This window comes from Microbacterium gawkjiense (assembly GCF_031932225.1).
In the GTDB taxonomy this organism is placed as follows: Bacteria; Actinomycetota; Actinomycetes; order Actinomycetales; family Microbacteriaceae; genus Microbacterium; species Microbacterium gawkjiense.
On the sequence record NZ_JAUZVV010000002.1, the window covers coordinates 926026 to 944476 of the forward strand.

Consider the following 18451-nt stretch of genomic DNA (forward strand, 5'->3'; position numbering starts at 1 on the left):
CTCCCCCTGAGACCGAACGCCCACGGCGAGCGTTCGGGTGAACGAGACCCCAGATCCCATCCCGAGCCGATCCGACGCTGGGACGACTCTCTCCGGAATCTAGTGGTTCGGTTCGGCCCTCCGCCACTCTCGGCTCGAGGCGGCTGCTGCTGACCGTCACGGTCCCACACCCTCGAACGCGCCCAACCTGTGAGGTGCACATCTGAGGGGCGTAACGTCCGAAGATGAGCACACACACGAAATCGGGACGCGGCACCGCCGACGTCCTCGGCCTCAGGTCGGTCCTCGTCGGGTCCCTTCCCGCCGGACTGATGACGCAGGCCGCACCCGAGCGGTACACCGTCGAGGCGGTGTTCGACCGGCGCCCGGAGAAGGCCGAACTCGACGAGATCGTGGGCGACGACACCGCGCGGCTGTTGGCGGGCGCCGGTTACGGATCGGTCACGTTGACGGTGGCCGACCGTCGCCTCGAGATCCACGGCACGACGCTCGAACAGCTCCACGACGGCCTCGCGGTCTTCCTCGCCGATCGACTCGCGGACATCAGCACCGATCTGCGCGCGCGACAAGCCGAGGTCGAGACCCAGACGATGGACCTCGCCGCGCGGGAGAATGACCGCGCCGCTGCTGTGGCCACGCTGGCCGCCACGGTCTCGTTCGAACGGTCAGCCCGCCTCGACGACGACCTCGTCGCCGACACGCACGACTCCGCCGCCGTCCGCGGGTAGCAGCAGGACCCCTAGGGTCGCTTCACTCTGGCCGAACTCGGTCGTCAAGATCCGCAGCAGACGGGCATCCCGCCGTCCGTCGTCGGGGTTCGCGGTGATCGCGGCGCACCGTCCAATGGGACGCTGCACCTCGAACCGCACCCCGCCGATGCGGACGTGACCGGACCAGTCGAGCTCGGCCCAGGGCGCGATCCCCGAGACGACGATGTTCGAGCGGAAGCGGCGACTGTCGACGGGCGCGGGCGTCGCCGCATCCACGTCTGCGACGGTCTCCGCGCCGTGCAGTGACACGTAGCCGCGGGCGCGATCCTGGAACCGCGCGGTGCGACCGTCTCCCACGAGGTGCAGGGGCAGCACGCCCGGGCGCTGCAGCAGCCGCGCGTCCGCGGACCGTTCGACGAACGCGGTGACGGCCGCCGAGAGTTCGTGCCGTCCCGCCTCATCGAGGCCCGCCTCCGCCAGGACCCGCCCGTCCTCACTCAGTCGCAGCAGACCGGTCTGCGCGTCGAAGACCGCCCGCACGCGCGCGATCGAGGGGAAGTCCATGAGCGACAGCCCTTTGCTCTTCGGCCACGACTCGAGGCCACCGGCATCCTCGGGCTCGGTCGCATCCGCGAAGCGGAAGGCGAGCACACGGTCACCGGCGATGCGACCGTCGTCCTGCACGCGGAGTTCGGTGCGGGGCTCGGGCGTGAACCCTTTGACGGGATAGCGGTAGAGCTCGGAGACGACGGCCACGCCTCTACCCTGCCCCACCTAGGCGGATGCCGCCCGCTCAGGCCTTCTTCTTCGCGGCGCTGCGCCGGATCAATCCGAAGAGGATGGTGCCGACGAAGAGCACGATTCCGATGAGGCCCAACCAGAAGAGGCCCTCGAACACGAATCCGACGATCGACAGCACCACCCAGATGACGAGCAAGATGATGAGTACTGTCCACATAGGCCCCACCGTACGCGCGATGCTGCCCAGAAGATACGGGTCACGTCTGGCGGTAGTGGCGGACCCGCTCGTCGCGTTCGAGGAGGAACTCGTCGTCCTCGGGATAGAAGACGGCGCGTTCGATGTCCTCCCCCGCGAAAGCCACGATGACGGCGAAATTCTCCCACCGCGACAGGGTGGTGATCTCGGTCCGGCCGTCGCCCAAGTCCCGGGTCAACAGCCACGCACCGAGGTTCCCGGGTGTCGCGCGATACGCGTCCATGCCGGTGCGTTCGACGTACTGGACGTAACGGCCTTCGTCCTCAGTGCGGAGGACGCCCGTCCACATACGGACGACGGGCTGCCCACTGGAATGCGTCACCCGCCCACCCTTGCAGAGGTGGGCGGGTGACGCGAGGGGGTCAGCTGCCGAGCGCGGAGAGTTCCGCGAACTCCTCGTCGGTCAGCTCGATGACGGCACCCTGCAGGTTGTCCTCGAGGTGCGCGACGCTCGACGTGCCCGGGATCGGCAACATGACCGGCGAACGCTTCAGCAGCCAGGCGAGTGCGATCTGCGCCGGCGTCGCGTTCTTGCGCTCGGCGATGTCGGTGAGCGGCGAGTCGGCGCCGGTGAGACCGCCGGTCGCGAGCGGGAACCACGGGATGAAGCCGATGCCCTGCTCCCCCGACCAGTCGAGGAGCGCCTCGGCGTCGCGGTGCTGCAGGTTGTAGAGGTTCTGGACCGTGACGATCTCGGCGATCTTCTGTGCTGCCTTCACCTCGTCGACGGAGACTTCGGACAGGCCGATGTAGCGGATCTTGCCCTCGTCCTGCAGCGCCTTCAGCTCGCCGACCTGGTCCTCGAGCGGGACCTTCGGGTCGATGCGGTGCAGCTGGAACAGGTCGATGCGCTCGAGGCCGAGACGCCGCAGGCTCATCTCGGCACCCTGGCGCAGGAACTCGGGGTGCCCGAGCGGCGGCCACACGTTGGGGCCGGTGCGGGTGAGGCCGGACTTCGTCGCGATGACGACGTCGTCGGCGTAGGGGTGCAGTGCTTCCTTGAGGAGTTCTTCGGCGACGTACGGGCCGTAGGACTCGGCGGTGTCGAAGAAGTTGACGCCGAGCTCGACGCTGCGGCGGAGGACGCGGATGGCCTCGTCGTGATCCTTGGGCGGACCCCAGACGCCGGGTCCGGTGAGCTGCATCGTGCCGTAGCCGAGGCGGTTGACCTCGAGGTCTCCGCCGATGCGGAACGTGCCGGACGACTGTGCAGGCTTCGTGTTGTTCGTCATGCGGGGTTCCAGCGCATCGGGGCGCCGGAACATTCCCGCGTCAGCTCTTCGCGCCGGTGAACGCGAGCGCGCCGCCGAGCCCGATCATCATCACGCCGCCCGCGCCCGAGAGCGCCGACAGGCGCCGCGGCGACCGCCCGAACCACGTCCGAGCCGTGCCGGCGGCGAGCGCCCACATGCTGTCGCAGACGATCGCGAGCACCTGGAAGATCAGGCCGAGCATCAGCAGCTGCAGCCAGATCGGCCCGGCGTCGCGCGCGACGAACTGGGGCAGCACGGCGACGAAGAACGCGATGGTCTTCGGGTTCGTCATCCCCACGAAAAAGCCCTGGCGCAGCAGGGTGAGGACGGATGCCGGTGCCCGCCCGCCCTGCTCGATGCGGCTGCGCCGGTGCCGGATGGCCTGGACCCCGAGGTACACGAGGTACACGGCGCCGACGATCTTGATCGCGGTGAAGGCGACGACAGACGAGGCGACGATCGCGCCGACGCCGAAGGCGACGAGGATGAGGGCGGGGATGTTGCCGAGGGAGTTCCCGAGCACGCTCAGCACCCCGGCGCGGCGCCCGAGGGCGATCGAGCGACCGACGACGAAGAGCACCCCCGGGCCGGGGATGACGATGAGAACGATCGACGCCAGGACGAAGGCGACGAGGTGCTCGATCGGGATCATGAGCACACGGTATCGGACCCGGCGTCCGACTGAACTAACACACCCGTGCTAATTTGATCGGACTCGTTCAGATGAAGGGACTTCCCGTGATCCTGGTGGCGATCATCGCCTGCGAAATCGGCTTCTGGCTCGCGATCATCGCGGGTCTCGTCGCCCGCTACGTCTTCCGTCGGGCACGCCTGGGAGCGGCTCTCCTGCTCGCGGCTCCCGTCATCGATCTGATCCTGCTCATGCTCGTCGGCGTCGACCTCCTGAGCGGCGGCACAGCGTCGTGGCATCACGGCCTGGCCGCGCTTTACATCGGCATCTCCGTCGCCTACGGCCACCGGATGGTCGCATGGGCCGACGCGAAGTTCGCCGAGTGGTTCCGCGGCGCGGGACCACGCCCCGCGCGGTACGGGTGGGACTACGCACGCTCCTGCTGGAAGGACGTCCCCCGCACGCTGCTCGCCGCCGCCATCGCGGCGGCCGTCCTGGGCGGGCTGATCCTGCTCGTCGGCACTCCCGAACGCACGTCGGAGCTGCTGCGATTCTTCCCGATCCTCGGCGTGATCGTCGCCGTGGATACCCTGTGGGCGCTCAGCTACACCGTGTGGCCGAAGAGAGCGCCGGCCGTGGCGGCATGATGAGAGCATGCCGCGACTGATCGACCACGATGAGCGTGATCGCGCCATCGGGGATGCCGCGATGCGCGTCCTGGCCCGCGACGGGCTCGCCGCGCTCTCGGTGCGGAAGGTCGCGGAGGAGGCAGGACTGGCGACGGCATCCCTCCGTCGCGCGTTCCCGACCCAGCTCGCACTGCGCCGGTACTGCGTCGACCGGATCCACGACGCCGTCGCCGCGCGTGTGACGGGGTTGACTGGTGAGGGGATGCCGCTGGCGACCGCCCTTCTGCTCGAACTGCTGCCTCTCGATGCCACGCGGCGGGTCGAGCTGATCGCGCAGCTGCAGCTGGGGAGTCTCGCGTTGACGGACGCGACGTTGACCGAAAGTGTGCGCGACCTGCACGACGGCGTCGGACTGATCTGCGGTGTCGCGCTGGGTCAGCTCGATCTGCGCGACGATGTCGACCTGGCGCTCGAGACGCTGCGCCTGCAGGCGCTCCTCGACGGGCTCGCGCTGCACCTGCTGTGGGCGGACCCGAAGAAACCCGAGGCGCACGTCCGTCGTCTGCTGGAACATCACCTGACGAGCCTGACGGCCCGGCATCCGCTCTGATCTGCGAGCATCGAGGTATGCACTCCATCACGACGGCGCAGCTGGCCGAGGCCTCCCCCGCGAACATCATCGACGTGCGCGAACCCGACGAGTTCGCCGCCGGTCACGTGCCCGGTGCGCGCAACATCCCCCTCGCCACGGTGCCCGACCACGTGGACGAACTTCGCGAGCTCGACGACCTGCACCTCATCTGCCAGGCGGGCGGGCGCAGCGCGCGGGCGGCTGCCTTCCTCGAGCATCACGGTCTCGAGACGACGAACGTCGAGGGCGGCACGGGCTCCTGGATCGCGGAGGGTCGCCCGGTCGAGCGCTGACGCTGCTTCAGGCCCGATGCATGAGGCGCTCGGGCGTCGGGTAGAGCTCGAAGCCGAACTGTTCGTAGAGACCGTGCGCGTCGGCTGTGGCCAGCAGGATGCGCTTCAGCTTCAACGGTTCGAGAGTCGCGACGACGGCGCCCGCGAGAGCCTTTCCGACGCCCCGGCCACGCGCGTCGGGCGACACGTAGACGTCGCAGAGCCAGGCGAAGGTCGTGTGGTCGGTCACCACGCGGGCGTACCCGACGAGTGTGCCGTCCTCGTCGAGGGCGCCGAAGTTGAGCGAGTGCTGCGCAGCGCGTTCGACGAGGTCGCGGCTGCGTCCGAGCGCCCAGTACGCGTCCTCGGACAGCCAGCGATGAACGACGTCAAGGTCGATCTCGGCGAGGTCGGTCGTGACCCTCATGCGGTTCCCCCGTCGCTCGGCCAGGGGACGGATGCCGCCGGCCACCGCGACGTGCGCAGTTCGGCGAGCGCGTCGCGCTGGCTCTGCACGGCCTGCAGCGAGTCGGTGCGGAACGCGGTCGCGATGACGACCTCGCGCCAGTACTCGTCCCAGCTGCGGTAGGCGGCGAACGCCTTCTCGGCGAGGGGCTCGAGCAGTGCCCAGGTCTCGTCGGCGGTGAGGTAGCCGGCCACGTAGGCGTAGCGGATGCCGCCGATGCCGCGTTCGATGTCGGCGGCGAGCAACAGCCGGGCGGGCTGCTCCTCGGTGCCGCGGAGCAGGTCCTGGATGTCGAAGACGGGCAGGTCGGTGAGCGCGGCGACGCGCGACATCATGTGCTCGGCGCCTTCGCTGTGGGCGATCTCGACGAAGCGCTGCGAGTTGTAGCCGAGGGTGAGGGTGTCGGCGACGAGGAGCTCGGCGTCGGCTTTCGTGACGATCTTGAACTGCTCGTCGAGGGCGCTGCGGAGCTGCTTGAGGGAGGCCACGGGCAGCGCGAACCAGGGTGCACCCTCCTCGCCGTCGCGGTGCTTCGCGCGGAGCTCCTGCGGCAGCTCGGCGAAGGTCGGGGTGAAGGCGAGCGACGAGTTCCAGCCCCTCGTGGCGAAGTCGCTGGCGGCGTCGAGCGCGAGGATCTGCTGCTGACGTGCGGTGAGGGGCTGTCGACCGGATGCCGCGATGTAGGCGAGTTGTGCACGGCGGGGGGCACCGGCATCCCTCCCCGCGAGGATGATCGAGGCGACCAGCAGTCCGAGGCACATGCCGACGAAGAACGCGAAGAAGTTGAGGCCGATGTCGGTGACGTCCCAGATGAACGACAGCACGAAGGCGGCGATGCCGAACGGGGCGGAGATCAGCGTCACCGGGAGGGCGCGACGGCGCATCTCCGCCGGGTCGGCCTTGCGCTTCGCCTCGAGGGCCCGGGTGTACCGGCGACGGGAGCGGACGGGGTACTCGACGTCACCCGGGTGATTCTGGAGCGCGTTCACGGCTTCGGCCACCGAACCATCCTGGCATCGGTGGGGTGTGCTCCGCGCTCAGGCCGGCACGACGAGCGTGTTGAGGGAGTCCGCGGGCAGGGTGACCTCGAGCGCACGCTCCCCGATCAGGAACGACATCGGCATCTCCTCGGTGAGGTCGTTCTGCACGACGATGACGAGGCTGCCGTCGGGGTTGCGGAACACGAGCTGGTTCTCGTGGCCGGTGTAGCTGAGGGTCGGGATGCGGCGCGCCCCGGGCATGACGAAGTGCGACACGTGCCGCAGCATGTAGTGCTCGTGGGTGAACTCGTACGAGCGCGTTTCGGGATCGACGACGACGAGCGAGTTCTGCGCCCACCCCCACCGGCTCACCCCGCCGCGCAGCAGCGACATGTTCCAGTACATGTAGGCCGTCGCGCCGTGCAGGAGGAAGTGCTTCATGAGGAACCAGGCGTGCCGCGCGAGGCGCCAGTCGTTACGGCCGTCGCCGCACTCCTGCTCGGTCTGGTAGATCGTCAGCTCGGGATGGTGGCGGTGCAGGTAGGGCACGGCGCCCTTGCCCGCCCACTGCGCACCGATGCCGGTGATGCAGCGGGCGGCATCCTCGTCCGACAGCACCCGCTCGACCAGTCCGTCATCGGCGCGCTCGAGCGTGCCGAGGAAGACGTCGACGCTGCGGCGCGCCATCTCGGGACCGAGGTGGCGGATGAACGCGGCGAGGCCCTCGGGGGTCCACGTGCAGCTCGGGAAGATCTGGGCCGAGTTGAACTCGTTCTGCGGCATCACCATCGTGACCGGGATGCCGAGGTCGGCATACGCGTCGACGAAGCGTCCGAAGTAGGCGGCGTATGAGGCCAGGGTGTCGTCGTCGAGACGCATCATGTCGGTGCCTTCGGCGCCGAGCTGGTCGTCGCGGATGCCGTTGTCGACGCCGGCGGCGATCGGGCTGCCTTTGGCGCCGGCATAGTGGCCGTTGGTCTTCATCCAGGTGGGCGGGCTCCACGGCGACGCCCAGAGGGTGAGGTCCGGCTGGTGACGTTGCGCCGCCCGGATGAAGGGCACGAGAGTCGTGTGGTCGTGCTCGATCGAGAAGTGGTCGAGGGCGAGGTCGCCGGGGGTCTCGTCGTAGCTGTACCAGTCGGTGGAGAAGTCGTTGGCGCCGATCGGCATGCGGCAGCGGGTGAGGCCGAGCCCGACGCCGGGGGCGAAGAGTTCGCGCAGGACGGCATCCCGGCCCTCCTCGGTGAGGTGGGCGAGGGAGGTCCAGCCGAGCTCGTTGAACGAGGCACCGAAGCCCTCGATCGTCTGCTGCGGATCGTCGGTCTGCAGGAAGACGGACGGCATGCCGCGGACGTCGCCGAGTGCGGGGGCAGCGAGGTCGCGCCAGGGCTCGTGTTGCGTGGTGCTGATCCAGCGGATGGATGCCGACGGCGCCATGTGCTCTCCCGTGAGTCGTGTGCGATCACGGTACCGCAAAATCCCATGACCGTTGGAGTTTGGTGGGTAGGCTGTTGGCATGGCGTCTGTGACGAAGCGTGGCCCGTACGCGAAGACCGCTGCGCGGCAGCGGGAGATCCTCGATGCGGCCGGCGAGGTGTTCGCGACGCACGGCTACCGTGCCGGGTCGCTGAAGGAGATCGCGGATCGGGTCGGGATCGATTCGTCGACGATCCTGCACCACTTCGCGAACAAGAGCGTGCTGCTGCAGAAGGTGCTCGAGGATCGCGACACGCGCAGCCTCGGCGACGCCGCTCCCGATGCCGCGGCGGGTGCCGCCGACATCCCGGCCGCGTTCCTGCGGCTGGCGCGCGCGAACGAGCGGATCCCCGGGATCGTGGTGCTCTACACGCTGCTGGCCGCCGAGTCGGCAACGCCGGAGCACCCGAGCAACGAGTACTTCTTCCTGCGCTACGCGCGGGTGCGGGCGGAGTTCACGGCGGCCTTCCGCGAGATGGCGGATGCCGGGCTGCTGCGCCCGGGCGTGGAGCCCGAGTTCGCGGCGCTGTCGACGCTGGCATTGTGGGATGGTCTGCAGGTGCAGTGGATGCACGACTCCGACGCGATCGACATCGTCGGGACGCTGCGCGGGCAGCTCGAGCTGCTGACGACGGTCGAGCTCGACGAAGAGGAGACAGGATGACGCAGCCGCAGGCGAAGCCGAAGAACGGGCTCGCGATCACGACGCTGGTCGTCGGTATCGTCGCGTTCCTCACGGGGCTCGTCCCCTGGGTCGGGCTGCTGCTCGGCCTGTCGGCGTTCGCGCTGGGGGTGTTCGCGCTCACGCGCGGTCAGTCGAAGCCGCTCGCGCTGACGGGCGGGTCGCTCGGTGCCGTAGCCGCTGTCACCGGACTGATCACGACGATCGCGCTCATGGCCTGGCTCATCGGCGCGCCCGGCAGCGCCTGACTCTTCACCGCCGGCGCTCCGCACCAGTACGGTGACGACATGAGCGACACGGCAGCAGGGTGGTACGACGACGGTTCGGGCACGATGCGGTGGTGGGACGGCACGGCCTGGACCGAGCAGACCCAGCCCGCCCCTCCCCCGCAGGGTGGTCTCGGCGGCTTCATCGCGCAGGCGCAGGCAGACGCTGTCGCCGGTGCGCAGCCGCGGCAAGCCCCGGCCGGGATGAGTTACGTCGTGCTGCAGGTCGTGCTGAAGGAGAAGATGTGGGGCGCGGGGTCGAACAACCTCGTCGAGCTCGAGGCGGCGATCAACAGGCAGGCGGCCCTCGGCTATCGCCTGCACACGATCACGACGGCGTCGTCGGGCAGCACGGGCTTCGGCGGCGGTGACCGCATCCAGGCGACGATGGTGTTCGAGAAGCTCGTCTGACCGGCCGGCTACCGGCCCAGGCGCCGCAGCCGCAGTCGCGCCATATCCTGCGCGCGGGGCCCCGACCCGAGCGCGCGCTCGGTGACGCGGAGGATGAGGCGGGTCGCTGTCTTCACCGGTAGCCACGAGCGGCGGAGGCCCAGCATCCGCCGGATGCGCGGCGGAAAAGTCGCGACCGCGGCGGCGAACAGGACGCGGTAGGCGACGCCCATCATCCCGGTGAACGGCGGCTTCTTGAGGAAGCGGACGACGTCGTCGACGCGCTCGTCGCGGCGCAATTCGCCGCGGTCGAGGTAGCCATCGATCTCGGCGCGGAGTGCGGCGTCGGTGAGAGGCGGGTCGGTGACGCGCATGAGTCGGCCGGCGGTGGCCCAGTCGGCGACGTAGGCGTCGGGTCCGCCGGGGATGGGTCCACCGTAGGCCTGGTGGCTGCGCAGGAACGCGTCGGTGAAGGCGAGGTGCACCCAGCGCACGAGGTCGGTCTGCTCGGCGGTGTAGGTGCGGGCGGAGCCGTCGCCGGCGACGTACTCGCCCTGCACGCGGCGGTGGAATCTGCCGACGCGGGCCGTCTCGGCATCCGCTTGCTCCGTCGACCCGTAGGTGAGGGTGATGACCCACCGGACGGTGCCGGTGAGACGGCCGATCGGGTCGTCCCGGTAGCGCGACCAGTCGTGGACGCCGGCGAGCGCGCCCGGGTGCAGGGCCTGCAGGAGTAGGGCGCGGATGCCGGCGACGAGGGTGCCCATGCCGGCGTGAACCGTCCAGGCGGGGCCGTTCTCGGCGAAGTGTCCGGCGTCGTCGCCCTGGGCCAGGGCGCGGACGTACGGCGCCATTCCGGTCGGGTCGCCGGCGAGGGCGGTGAGCACGCGGCCGCGGATGCGGGTCAGGTAGGGCGGTGCGGACGTCACCCTTCCAGCGTGCCATCGCGGTGGCGCGACCGGGCCGGATCAGGCTGCCTGGTAGCCGCACAATGGGGAGGACTCCCCATCGCGAGCGGTTGACGCGTGTCCCTACGCTGACATCGCCCGACAACGACGATGGATGCCGTGCGGCGTGACCTCTGGGGGATGGAACGCCCCGCGCGACACCATCGACGGATGCCGCACGGCGTGACCATTTGGGGATGGCTCACGCCGTGCGGAGCCGGTCGACGTCGACGCATTGCTCCGTGCGCGCGGTCGGGGCGGCCCTGATCAGAACGGGGCCGGGTCGTGGGTGTGCGGTTTCCGCCTGGCAGGAGCGAACGCGACGGCCGGGGTGGGTGCGTCTTCGCGATAAATCCTGCCGAGGGGTGAGGTCCATTCGAGGACGCCACCCCCGAGTTGTCGCACCTTCCAGGCGGTGAACTGCTTCATCGAATGGTGTCGCTGACACAGGTGGGCGAGGTTCGCCCGTTCGGTGCGGCCGCCGAGGGCATGGTCGTGCGTGTGGTCGATTTCGGAGCGGATGGCGGGTACGCGGCATCCGGGGAATCGGCAGTGTTGGTCGCGGGCGCGCAGGTGGCGGCGCAGCGGAGGGGGCACCCGGTAGGTGTCGACGGCGAGCACCGTGTGGGTGACGGGGTCGGTGACGAGGCGTTCCCACGAGGGGGTGTCGCCGGCGAGGCGCCGGGCGGTAGCCGCGTCGATGGGGGTGCGTCCGACGAGGTCGCACGGCACCTCGGTACCGGACAGCGCGAGCGCGGGAATGACGACCTGCACGTGGGCGCGGATGGCTCCGAGCGGGCCGGCGGTCGCGTCGCGGGTGTCATCGAGGGCCGGCGTTCCGGCGAGCAGCAGGTCGGCGAAGACGTCGGCTCGGACCTGGTCGATGGTTCGACCGTCGGTGTCGACGACGTCGCTGGAGCGTTCGGTGCGTGTGTCGATGATCGCGCGGGCCTGGCGGGTGAGCCGGTCGTGGATGCCTTCGGCGATCACAGTCGGCACGGTGGCGACGACGTCGCTCATGCCGTCGCGGCCGGGGACGAGGCGCACGGCGCGGTGGGCAGCGGCATCCTGGTGTCGCTCGGTGAAGGTGCGCGGGTGCATCCGCAACGCGAGCATCTCGATCTCGGCGCGGACGCGGTTGGGGGTGTCGCGTCGGCAACGCTGGATCGCGACGGCCTCGAACGGCAGACGGATGTCGGCGGGAAGTTCGGCACCGGCGTCGACGATGATGTCGACGTGCGCGCGGGTGATGGAGCCGGCGCGCCACGCCGCGAGCGAGGCGGCGTAGTCCTCGACGATCGTGCGGGCGCGGGTGATGCGGCGCTGCACGGCACGGTCGGTGAGGTGCATGAGCCCACCGAGCTCGGCGGCGATCGCTCGCAGAGCCATGTCGTGCGCCTGCACGCGGGCGGGCGAGTCGCCGGCTTGCTGCTCGGCGAGCTGCCCCGCGCGAGCGAGCACCTGCAGCTGCACGATCTGCGCCCGGGTGAGCAGCTTCTCGGCCATGACCGCCTCGTGCGCGATGTCGGCGAGGGGCGCGAGGCGTTCCCGTGTACCGATCGTGCCGTGCCAGCTGGTCATACCTCCATTGTGGCGAGGGCCTCCGACATCGGTTTCGGATGCCGGAGGCCCCCACCATCGCGCCCTCGTACATTCAATGGCTGAGGGCGGTTCAGCTCAGCCCGAATGTCCCTGTCGCATCGTTGCGCACGGCGACGCGCGGCCCGTTGCTAGCTTGAGGATGTGAAGAACGATCGGCCCTCCGACCTGTCCCATGCACCGGTCGCCATGGCGTATGTCCAGTGGCTCGCCGCAAACGACATTGAGGACTCAAACGCGAACGCGTGGCGATTCATGGCTGAGACCCGAGTATCGCGGCGACCCAAGCGCCGCCGGGCCGCTTGGGTGTGGGCTTCCGTCGCGGTGATCGCCACCGTAGCCGTCTTCACGTTTGTGTACGGAGTAGCAACTGCGAATCACTGGTCCAAGGTCGTCGAGCCGGAGGTGACGAAGAACATCAGCGTCCCGGACGGTACGTGGTCCGTGTCGATGGATGTCTCGAAACCGGTCTGTTACGACGGGCAATACGCCTCAGCATGCGCCATCTCGCTGACGGGCGAGTGGATTCTTGCGTGCGACGAACGCGTTTTGGATTCCTATAGCCAGGATTTGTGCGACTCGTACTTCGACACAGTGCAAACCTTCAAAGAGGATGTCGCTCAAGCCCCTCTAGCGATGCTGGACAGCTCCTCCGACGGCGTTGGACGACTGAGCGCGGAGGCGAACAAGCGGTACGAAACCGTCGTGGTCAAGGAGGCGGTTCGCGAGGATGCGGTCTGTTACTACAGCTTCCTCGGCGACTGCCCCCTTTCTGACGATTGAATCTCACGTTCACGCTGGCTCGATTGCTCGACTGACCACCACCCCTTACCCATACACCCGCCGCAACACCACCCGCTGCCCCAGCGTCCACGTCACCGTCGTCAGCAGGTACACGCCCGCCGCGAGCGGCACGAACACCGCGACGACCGCGGTGGCGAACTGCAGTGCTCCCAGCACACCGACCGGCATCCCGTCCACCGGTTCGACCCGGAACGCCCGGCGCGTGATCTCCCCCACCGCCGCGATCGCGAGGACGAGGCATCCGATGACCAGCCACGTCGCGAGGTCGGCGGTTCCTGTCGAGACGGCGTGCAGCAGGCTCGTGCCGAGCGGAACGCCGAGCAGCGTCTGCGACAGCAGTTCGTTGGCGTGGCCGGCGATGCTCGCGTGGATGAACACGGAGTACAGCAGTCCGACGATCGGCGCCTGGATGAGGATCGGCAGGCAGCTCGCGAACGGCGACACGTTCTCGGAGCGGTAGAGCTGCATCGTCTCGCGTTGCAGGCGTTCCCGGTCGCCGCGGTGCCGGGTCTGGATCTCGCGCAGGCGTGGCGCGAGCCGCATCCGTGCCTGGTCGGCTTTGGCTTGCGCGATGCCGGCGGGGATCAGCGCCGCCCGCACCACGACGGTCACGAGCATGATGGCGAGCGCGCCGGCGAACGCTCCCGTCGAGGGGGTGAGCAGCGTGGTCAGGGCGAGCAGGCCGCGCGAGGTGAGGTCGAGCAGGGTGGAGATGACAGGCAGGGTGGTGATGTCCACGAGGGTTCCGTTCGTCGGAGCGATCAGGGTCGGCTGATCGGCCGCGAACGGATGCCGGGGCACGAGGTGCCCGGACGGTTCGACGCTACGCGGCCGCAGTCACCTGACCGGGCCCGCGACGGCGGACGTGTCCTGCCGCGTCGGGGTCGCTCTGCGTGAGCGGTGCTGTGAGTTCGATGCGACGGGTGGGATGCGGCGCCGCTCCGCGCGTGCCCGCGTGCACGGCGGTCGCGAGGAGCGCCAGCGTGAGGACGGCGAGCGCGAGCAGCGCGACGGTGAGCGCGGATCCGGTCAGCGACGGATCGACGGCGACGAGGAGCCCGAGGACCTCGAGGACGACGCGCAACAGATCGTGGACCATGCTCGCCTCCCGTCGCGTCGTCTGGCCCTCAGGCTAACGGAGCCTCACCCGAGCTGCACCATCTCGGCGCTGCGCTCCCACAGCTCCTGCGCGAGGCGCGGGTCGGTTGCCAGTCGGTGGGTCTTCGTGACGCGGTCGTTCTCGTAGTAGGCGCCGGGCAGCCAGTCCTCGCGCGGGGTGCCGTCGGCGAGGAACACGAGGCGCTTGCCGCCCTCGTCGGTCGTCGTCAGCACGCGGCGCGCGAGGGGACTGTGGTACATCCACCGCAGCGCACCGCCCGTGTTGCCCGCGAAGTTCGTCGCGACGACGCCGGGGTGGAACGCGACAGCCGAAACGCCGTCGCTCCCCCACCGGCGCTGCAGCTCGCGGGTGAAGAGGATGTTCGCGAGCTTCGCGTTGCCGTACGCCCGCCACCCCGAGTAGTGGCGCGCAGCGTTGAGGTCGGTCACGTCGAAGCGCGAGAACAGTCGCGCCGCCGCGCTCGCGGTCTGGATGACGGATGCCTCGCTCTCGACGAGCCGCTCGCGCAGCAGGTTCGTGAGCAGGAACGGCCCGAGGTGATTCACCTGGAACGTCTGCTCGAACCCGTCGCCGGTCAGCTGTCGCTTGCCGAAAACCCCGCCCGCGTTGTTCGCGAGCACATCGATGCGCGAGTACGCCTCGAGCAGCTCCCCCGCCAGCCGGCGCACCTGCGCCAGGTCGGAGAAGTCGGCGAGGTGGTACGGCGTGCCGAGCTCAGCCGCGACGGCCCGCGTCTTCTTCGGCGAACGCCCGACGAGGACGACACGGTGACCCCGAGCGACGAGCTGACGGGATGCCGCGGCCCCGATCCCGTCGCTGGCTCCGGTGATGATGATGGTGCGCATGGGGTGAGTGTCACACGTGTGGTGGGTGTCGGCGAAGCCATTGACGGAGAGGTGGGCGCGGTGGAGGCCTGCTGAGGTCGATGGCAGTTCTCACCCCTGAACAACGCGTGGATGAGCACGAACACGCGATGGCGATCGCGCCCGCGAACGCGCCCGTCCACGGGGTGAGGAGCGAGGTCAGGGCGAGGAGACCGCGGGAGGTGAGGTCGAGCAGGGTGGAGACGACAGGCAGGGTGGTGATGTCCACGAGGGTTCCGTTCGTAGGAGCGATCAGGGTCGGCTGATCGGCCGCGAACGGATGCCGGGGCACCCGGTGCCCGGACGGTTCGACGCTACGCGGCCGCAGTCACCTGACCGGGCCCGCGACGGCGGACGTGTCCCGGCGCGTCGGGGTCGCTCTGCGCGAGCGGTGCCGTGAGTTCGATGCGACGGGTGGGATGCGGGGTGGCGCCGCGGCTGACTGCGTGGAGCGCGGTCGCGAGAGGCGTGAGCGTGAGGATTGCAACAGCCAGCAGCGCGACGGTAAGCGCAGAGCCGCTCATCGAAGGATCAACGGCGATGAGGAGTCCGAGGACGACGCGCAAGATGTCTTGGACCATGCCCACCTCCCCTGCCCGTCGCGTCGTGTGACTGTGAGGCTAGCCGATGCCGCGTTTCACCAAACTTGGCCATCTCAGCACTCCGGTTCCCCGGACGCGGCGGTGGAACCGGCCGACGCGGGCAGTCTCGGCATCGGCCTCGGTCGTCGACGCATAGGTGAGCGTGATGACCGAGCGGACGGTGCCGGTGAGGCGGCGGATCGGGTCCTCCCGGTAGCACGCCCAATCGTGCACGGCCGCGAGGGCGCCCGAGTGCAGGGCTCGAAGGAGAAGGGCGCCGTGATGCCGGCGTGCACGCCCCACGCGGCGCCGTCCTCGGCGAAATGTCCGGCGTCGACGCCGCCGCGCGACTAGGGAAGGTGCTCGAACGTGGTCCGCCAGGCAGCCCCAAACCGCTGCCGACTATCTACCTCGTCGACAAGCGTTCGGAAGTTCTGCCAGAACTGAATGCGGACCTCTCGCGATTCGAGGCCATGCAGCCTGGCGATACGTCGCTCGACCTCCGCTACTCCCCCGGGCTGTCTCGCACCAGCATTTCGGCGGTCACCGTACGGGTGATCCGTCTCAGGTAGTAACCGCTCGAGCGGGATGACTTCGAGAACCTGGAGCGACGACATCATGGCCGGGGGTAACGAGAAGTAGCAGCCAAGCCGCACCGCCTCCTCGGTGAGCTCCGCTGAGCCGGTCCACCAGTGCAGAAGCAGACCTTCGACTGGCGTGCGGTGTAGTTCGCGCAGCACCTGGAACTGAGCACGCGAACTGTGCACGCTCACGACACGTGGTTGTCGTTGGAGTTCCTCGAGCACTGCTCGGAGAACCCGCGCCTGGTCAGCGAGCGGCACCCGACCCCCACCATCGAGCCCAACCTCGCCAACAAAAGCAGCTGACTCCACCGCCGCGCTGAAGGCGCTGGCGTCAAATGCCTTGATGCTCCGCACGAGCCCCGGGTGCACACCGACGCCCCAGCTCACCCGCAAGTCGCGGCGCGACGATACCGCCGCAAACTCGTCGATGGACCGGGTCATTCCCAAGATGAACGCCCCAAGTCCCCGCACCGCTGCCGGATCGATATCTGCCGCGAGGTGCGCATGCGTGTCGAGAGGGGGTGGGGTCCTCATAGCACTAAGTGTCCGAGCTCCTCGCGACCGCGTTGGACCAGCTTCGCGACTTCGGAGAGCGGGATATCCGCTGGTATCTGCAAGCGGGCAAGATCAGACTCTCCGAACGGCGAGGCGAGAAAGTCACGCATCGCCGGCACGACCGTTTTGTCTTCAAGCCAGTTGCGCTGCCTGTCGTTCGCAGGCTCGAGGTAGTGGGTGCCGTCGTTCAGCCCGCTCGCCGCGAATGATGCTTTCCGCAACACACACCCGAAGCAGACACCGCAGGCCACGTCGGGCGCGATGCCGTACGACCGAGCACCCGTGTGGGAGCAAGAAGAGGTTGACGACAGGAATGTACTTGCCCCCGATCTGCCGATCGCGTCACCGACAAGCGAGAACATCTGCCCCTTCGTCGCGGCGGCGTAGGGATTGACGACGTCATGGTGCGCACCGACCGCTTCGAGGACTCGCTTGAGATCTGCGATGAACTTCGGATGAGTGGTCTTAGTCGACAGGCTTCCGCGGCGACTCTTCGAGAGCGGCGGGTTGATTGATGCATAGCCGTTTTCCGGAAGCCACAACGATAGGCCTTCGACTGACGCAACAGCCAGCCCGAGCGCGATGAAGAGAAGCGAGCGCGACCGCGTCGAGTTCTCCCGACCGTACGCCACGCCGCTCGGGGAGTGCCGCCCGCGCGCGATGCGCACTTTGATGTGGTCTGCGGTGGAGCCCTTCGCAATCCGCTCGATCTCATCGGCGACCCGTGTTTGAAGCGGACGAAGATTTGTTGATGCCCAACTCGAAATCAGCACTTGCTTCTCAGCTCGCCCGCTCAGCTCCAGGGCCGAGAGGAGCGCTCCAGTTGCCGAGTCCGCACCGCCGCTCAAAAGGACCGCCCGCGTCGCCCCGGCAGCAGCACTTCCGAGCTGCTCAGGTGCCCCGACTTCTCGCCGAAACTTGAGCGACCAGGCATCGCCGGTCAGGAAGGCCAGCAGTCGCTCGAGGTCGCTCTTGACTCCGTCCCATGGGCTGACCGCAAGCACGTCGATTGTGAGCGCGATATCTCGTTGATTCCAGCGCGAGAGACTGCCCGAGCGACTAGCTGAGCGGTCGGCGGCGAGCACTGCGGCGGCGATACGAACGAAGTCGACGTTGCGGCTCTTCACCAGTCCGTACTCAGCAAGCCGCGGTCCGACATTGGCATGGAAGTACGGCATGCTGTGTTTGCTGTGCCAGAAGAAGGTGGTGTCCGCGTCGGTCGGCAGCGGGTCACTGGGCGGGAGGACCGAAAGACGGAACTCGAACACGATTACGAGTCACCCCCGCGGTGAGCGCGTCGAAGCCACCGCAGCCCGCGCTGAATCGCCTTATCGATGTCCTTCTGACTCGCACCGGACTGAGCCAGGTTTGATCCGGCCGCGAGTTGCTGACTTGTCTCGTACACACCGCTGATGAACTCTTCGCGTGAGACGGCGTCGGTGGAGTGAAACTCGCCGGCCTCTGACAGGAAGATCTCGGCCACAATCAGCCCAATGGCATGCTCTGCAGTCGCGACGGCGTCCGGCAAGGTTCGGTTTTCGGTACCATCGAACATCCAGTCCAAAAGGTGGGCAGCGATATCACGCTGTTCTTCAGCTGGGATGTCACTCCCCATGTCGGCGTCGCAGACAACATTGAGAATCGCGCGCACCAATTCGGAGCGAGACGGGAGTTCGGATAAGCGATCGAAATCGAGACCCGCCTTAGCAAGCGCCTCGCGATCGCCCTCTCGAAATGCCCTCGCGAGCCCTGCTGCGCGACTTGCGGTCGAGGCGTAGGCGCGCGCGTCGCGTCGCGGCGAGCTCTGCTTCTTGGATCCGCCGCCTTGACGGCCCCCGCCACCGCCCGACGCGGCACCCCCGCCGCCTCCGCCAGAACCGCCGCTTGAACGTGGGAACACTGGGATATTGAGCGCCTGCGCGACCACACTCTGCGGAACCGGCGTCTTCGATCCGCCAGTCTGCGACTGCGACCATGAACTGACGCCGTCGCGAAGCGCGCTCGACACCTTGCTC

The 18451-nt window shown here is 68.6% G+C and carries 26 protein-coding genes; 8 read left to right on the forward strand and 18 right to left on the reverse strand.

Annotated features, from left to right (window positions below; genetic code table 11):
- Nucleotides 1-224: 224 nt before the first annotated feature.
- Entirely contained in the window at nt 225-728 is a 504-nt protein-coding gene (locus Q9S71_RS12650) for a hypothetical protein (protein ID WP_311862689.1), read from the forward strand.
- Here the strand turns inward: Q9S71_RS12650 and Q9S71_RS12655 are convergent.
- Genes Q9S71_RS12655 through Q9S71_RS12675 form a run of 5 tightly spaced genes read right to left on the reverse strand, consistent with a single transcriptional unit; the run spans nt 666 to nt 3612 of the window.
- Nucleotides 666-1466, reverse strand: coding sequence for an MOSC domain-containing protein (locus Q9S71_RS12655; RefSeq protein WP_311862690.1), 801 nt, complete (start codon nt 1464-1466; stop codon nt 666-668). The two genes, Q9S71_RS12650 and Q9S71_RS12655, sit on opposite strands and share 63 nt — an antisense overlap.
- Before the next feature lie 37 nt (nt 1467-1503).
- The gene (locus Q9S71_RS12660) at nt 1504-1668 is read right to left on the reverse strand and encodes a hypothetical protein (RefSeq protein WP_217532526.1); all 165 of its coding nucleotides are present in this window, start codon (nt 1666-1668) and stop codon (nt 1504-1506) included.
- A gap of 40 nt (nt 1669-1708) precedes the next feature.
- The gene (locus tag Q9S71_RS12665; RefSeq protein ID WP_311862691.1) at nt 1709-2029 is read right to left on the reverse strand and encodes a hypothetical protein; all 321 of its coding nucleotides are present in this window, start codon (nt 2027-2029) and stop codon (nt 1709-1711) included.
- 40 nt (nt 2030-2069) lie between these two features.
- Nucleotides 2070-2939: an aldo/keto reductase gene (locus Q9S71_RS12670; RefSeq protein ID WP_311862692.1), complete on the reverse strand. Its 870-nt coding sequence runs from the start codon at nt 2937-2939 to the stop codon at nt 2070-2072.
- A 40-nt stretch (nt 2940-2979) separates the two neighbouring features.
- Complete coding sequence (locus Q9S71_RS12675; protein WP_311862693.1) at nt 2980-3612, reverse strand: LysE family translocator; 633 nt, start codon at nt 3610-3612, stop codon at nt 2980-2982.
- An 86-nt stretch (nt 3613-3698) separates the two neighbouring features.
- Here Q9S71_RS12675 and Q9S71_RS12680 point away from each other — a divergent pair, with 86 nt between their 5' ends.
- Genes Q9S71_RS12680 through Q9S71_RS12690 form a run of 3 tightly spaced genes read left to right on the forward strand, consistent with a single transcriptional unit; the run spans nt 3699 to nt 5144 of the window.
- The gene (locus tag Q9S71_RS12680; protein WP_311863295.1) at nt 3699-4238 is read left to right on the forward strand and encodes a hypothetical protein; all 540 of its coding nucleotides are present in this window, start codon (nt 3699-3701) and stop codon (nt 4236-4238) included.
- Nucleotides 4239-4245: 7 nt separating this feature from the next.
- Nucleotides 4246-4830 (forward strand): TetR/AcrR family transcriptional regulator, encoded by a 585-nt coding sequence (locus Q9S71_RS12685; protein ID WP_311862694.1) that lies wholly within the window; start codon nt 4246-4248, stop codon nt 4828-4830.
- Nucleotides 4831-4847: 17 nt separating this feature from the next.
- Complete coding sequence (locus tag Q9S71_RS12690) at nt 4848-5144, forward strand: rhodanese-like domain-containing protein (RefSeq protein ID WP_064001585.1); 297 nt, start codon at nt 4848-4850, stop codon at nt 5142-5144.
- A 7-nt stretch (nt 5145-5151) separates the two neighbouring features.
- Here Q9S71_RS12690 and Q9S71_RS12695 read toward each other — a convergent pair whose 3' ends face one another.
- The 3 genes from Q9S71_RS12695 to Q9S71_RS12705 are packed head-to-tail and all read right to left on the reverse strand — an operon-like array spanning nt 5152 to nt 8006.
- A complete protein-coding gene (locus Q9S71_RS12695) occupies nt 5152-5550 on the reverse strand; it encodes a GNAT family N-acetyltransferase (RefSeq protein ID WP_311862695.1) in 399 nt (132 codons plus the stop codon).
- Nucleotides 5547-6590 (reverse strand): DUF1266 domain-containing protein, encoded by a 1044-nt coding sequence (locus tag Q9S71_RS12700; RefSeq protein WP_311862697.1) that lies wholly within the window; start codon nt 6588-6590, stop codon nt 5547-5549. Before Q9S71_RS12700 ends, Q9S71_RS12695 begins: the two co-directional genes overlap by 4 nt.
- A 36-nt stretch (nt 6591-6626) precedes the next feature.
- A complete protein-coding gene (locus tag Q9S71_RS12705) occupies nt 6627-8006 on the reverse strand; it encodes a glycoside hydrolase family 30 protein (protein ID WP_311862698.1) in 1380 nt (459 codons plus the stop codon).
- 79 nt (nt 8007-8085) lie between these two features.
- On the opposite strand from Q9S71_RS12705, the gene Q9S71_RS12710 reads away from it, so the two are divergent.
- Genes Q9S71_RS12710 through Q9S71_RS12720 form a run of 3 tightly spaced genes read left to right on the forward strand, consistent with a single transcriptional unit; the run spans nt 8086 to nt 9404 of the window.
- Nucleotides 8086-8709, forward strand: coding sequence for a TetR/AcrR family transcriptional regulator (locus Q9S71_RS12710; protein ID WP_311862699.1), 624 nt, complete (start codon nt 8086-8088; stop codon nt 8707-8709).
- The gene (locus tag Q9S71_RS12715) at nt 8706-8975 is read left to right on the forward strand and encodes a hypothetical protein (protein ID WP_311862700.1); all 270 of its coding nucleotides are present in this window, start codon (nt 8706-8708) and stop codon (nt 8973-8975) included. The genes Q9S71_RS12710 and Q9S71_RS12715 overlap by 4 nt, the downstream gene beginning before the upstream one ends.
- Before the next feature lie 39 nt (nt 8976-9014).
- Nucleotides 9015-9404 carry a DUF2510 domain-containing protein gene (locus Q9S71_RS12720; RefSeq protein WP_311862701.1) on the forward strand — a complete coding sequence of 130 codons (390 nt, stop codon included), beginning with the start codon at nt 9015-9017 and terminating at the stop codon, nt 9402-9404.
- A gap of 8 nt (nt 9405-9412) precedes the next feature.
- On the opposite strand, the gene Q9S71_RS12725 is transcribed toward Q9S71_RS12720, so the two are convergent.
- Both Q9S71_RS12725 and Q9S71_RS12730 read right to left on the reverse strand, forming a co-directional pair.
- Nucleotides 9413-10237 (reverse strand): oxygenase MpaB family protein, encoded by an 825-nt coding sequence (locus Q9S71_RS12725; RefSeq protein WP_422880367.1) that lies wholly within the window; start codon nt 10235-10237, stop codon nt 9413-9415.
- 360 nt (nt 10238-10597) lie between these two features.
- Nucleotides 10598-11911, reverse strand: coding sequence for an HNH endonuclease (locus Q9S71_RS12730; protein WP_311862703.1), 1314 nt, complete (start codon nt 11909-11911; stop codon nt 10598-10600).
- A 162-nt stretch (nt 11912-12073) separates the two neighbouring features.
- On the opposite strand from Q9S71_RS12730, the gene Q9S71_RS12735 reads away from it, so the two are divergent.
- On the forward strand, nt 12074-12712 hold the full coding sequence (locus Q9S71_RS12735) for a hypothetical protein (protein WP_311862704.1): 639 nt from the start codon (nt 12074-12076) through the stop codon (nt 12710-12712).
- Nucleotides 12713-12757: 45 nt separating this feature from the next.
- On the opposite strand, the gene Q9S71_RS12740 is transcribed toward Q9S71_RS12735, so the two are convergent.
- The 8 genes from Q9S71_RS12740 to Q9S71_RS12775 form a co-directional block, all read right to left on the reverse strand.
- The gene (locus tag Q9S71_RS12740; protein ID WP_311862705.1) at nt 12758-13471 is read right to left on the reverse strand and encodes a YidC/Oxa1 family membrane protein insertase; all 714 of its coding nucleotides are present in this window, start codon (nt 13469-13471) and stop codon (nt 12758-12760) included.
- A gap of 85 nt (nt 13472-13556) precedes the next feature.
- Nucleotides 13557-13832 (reverse strand): DUF6412 domain-containing protein, encoded by a 276-nt coding sequence (locus Q9S71_RS12745; protein ID WP_311862706.1) that lies wholly within the window; start codon nt 13830-13832, stop codon nt 13557-13559.
- Nucleotides 13833-13876: 44 nt separating this feature from the next.
- Nucleotides 13877-14698, reverse strand: coding sequence for an SDR family NAD(P)-dependent oxidoreductase (locus tag Q9S71_RS12750; protein ID WP_311862708.1), 822 nt, complete (start codon nt 14696-14698; stop codon nt 13877-13879).
- 332 nt (nt 14699-15030) lie between these two features.
- Nucleotides 15031-15297: a DUF6412 domain-containing protein gene (locus Q9S71_RS12755; protein WP_311862709.1), complete on the reverse strand. Its 267-nt coding sequence runs from the start codon at nt 15295-15297 to the stop codon at nt 15031-15033.
- Between the two features lie 39 nt (nt 15298-15336).
- The gene (locus Q9S71_RS12760; RefSeq protein ID WP_311862710.1) at nt 15337-15600 is read right to left on the reverse strand and encodes an oxygenase MpaB family protein; all 264 of its coding nucleotides are present in this window, start codon (nt 15598-15600) and stop codon (nt 15337-15339) included.
- A 47-nt stretch (nt 15601-15647) separates the two neighbouring features.
- Nucleotides 15648-16415 (reverse strand): TatD family hydrolase, encoded by a 768-nt coding sequence (locus Q9S71_RS12765; protein WP_311862712.1) that lies wholly within the window; start codon nt 16413-16415, stop codon nt 15648-15650.
- On the reverse strand, nt 16412-17704 hold the full coding sequence (locus Q9S71_RS12770; protein ID WP_311862713.1) for a hypothetical protein: 1293 nt from the start codon (nt 17702-17704) through the stop codon (nt 16412-16414). Before Q9S71_RS12770 ends, Q9S71_RS12765 begins: the two co-directional genes overlap by 4 nt.
- Before the next feature lie 2 nt (nt 17705-17706).
- Entirely contained in the window at nt 17707-18444 is a 738-nt protein-coding gene (locus tag Q9S71_RS12775) for a hypothetical protein (protein WP_311862715.1), read from the reverse strand.
- Between the last annotated feature and the right edge of the window lie 7 nt (nt 18445-18451).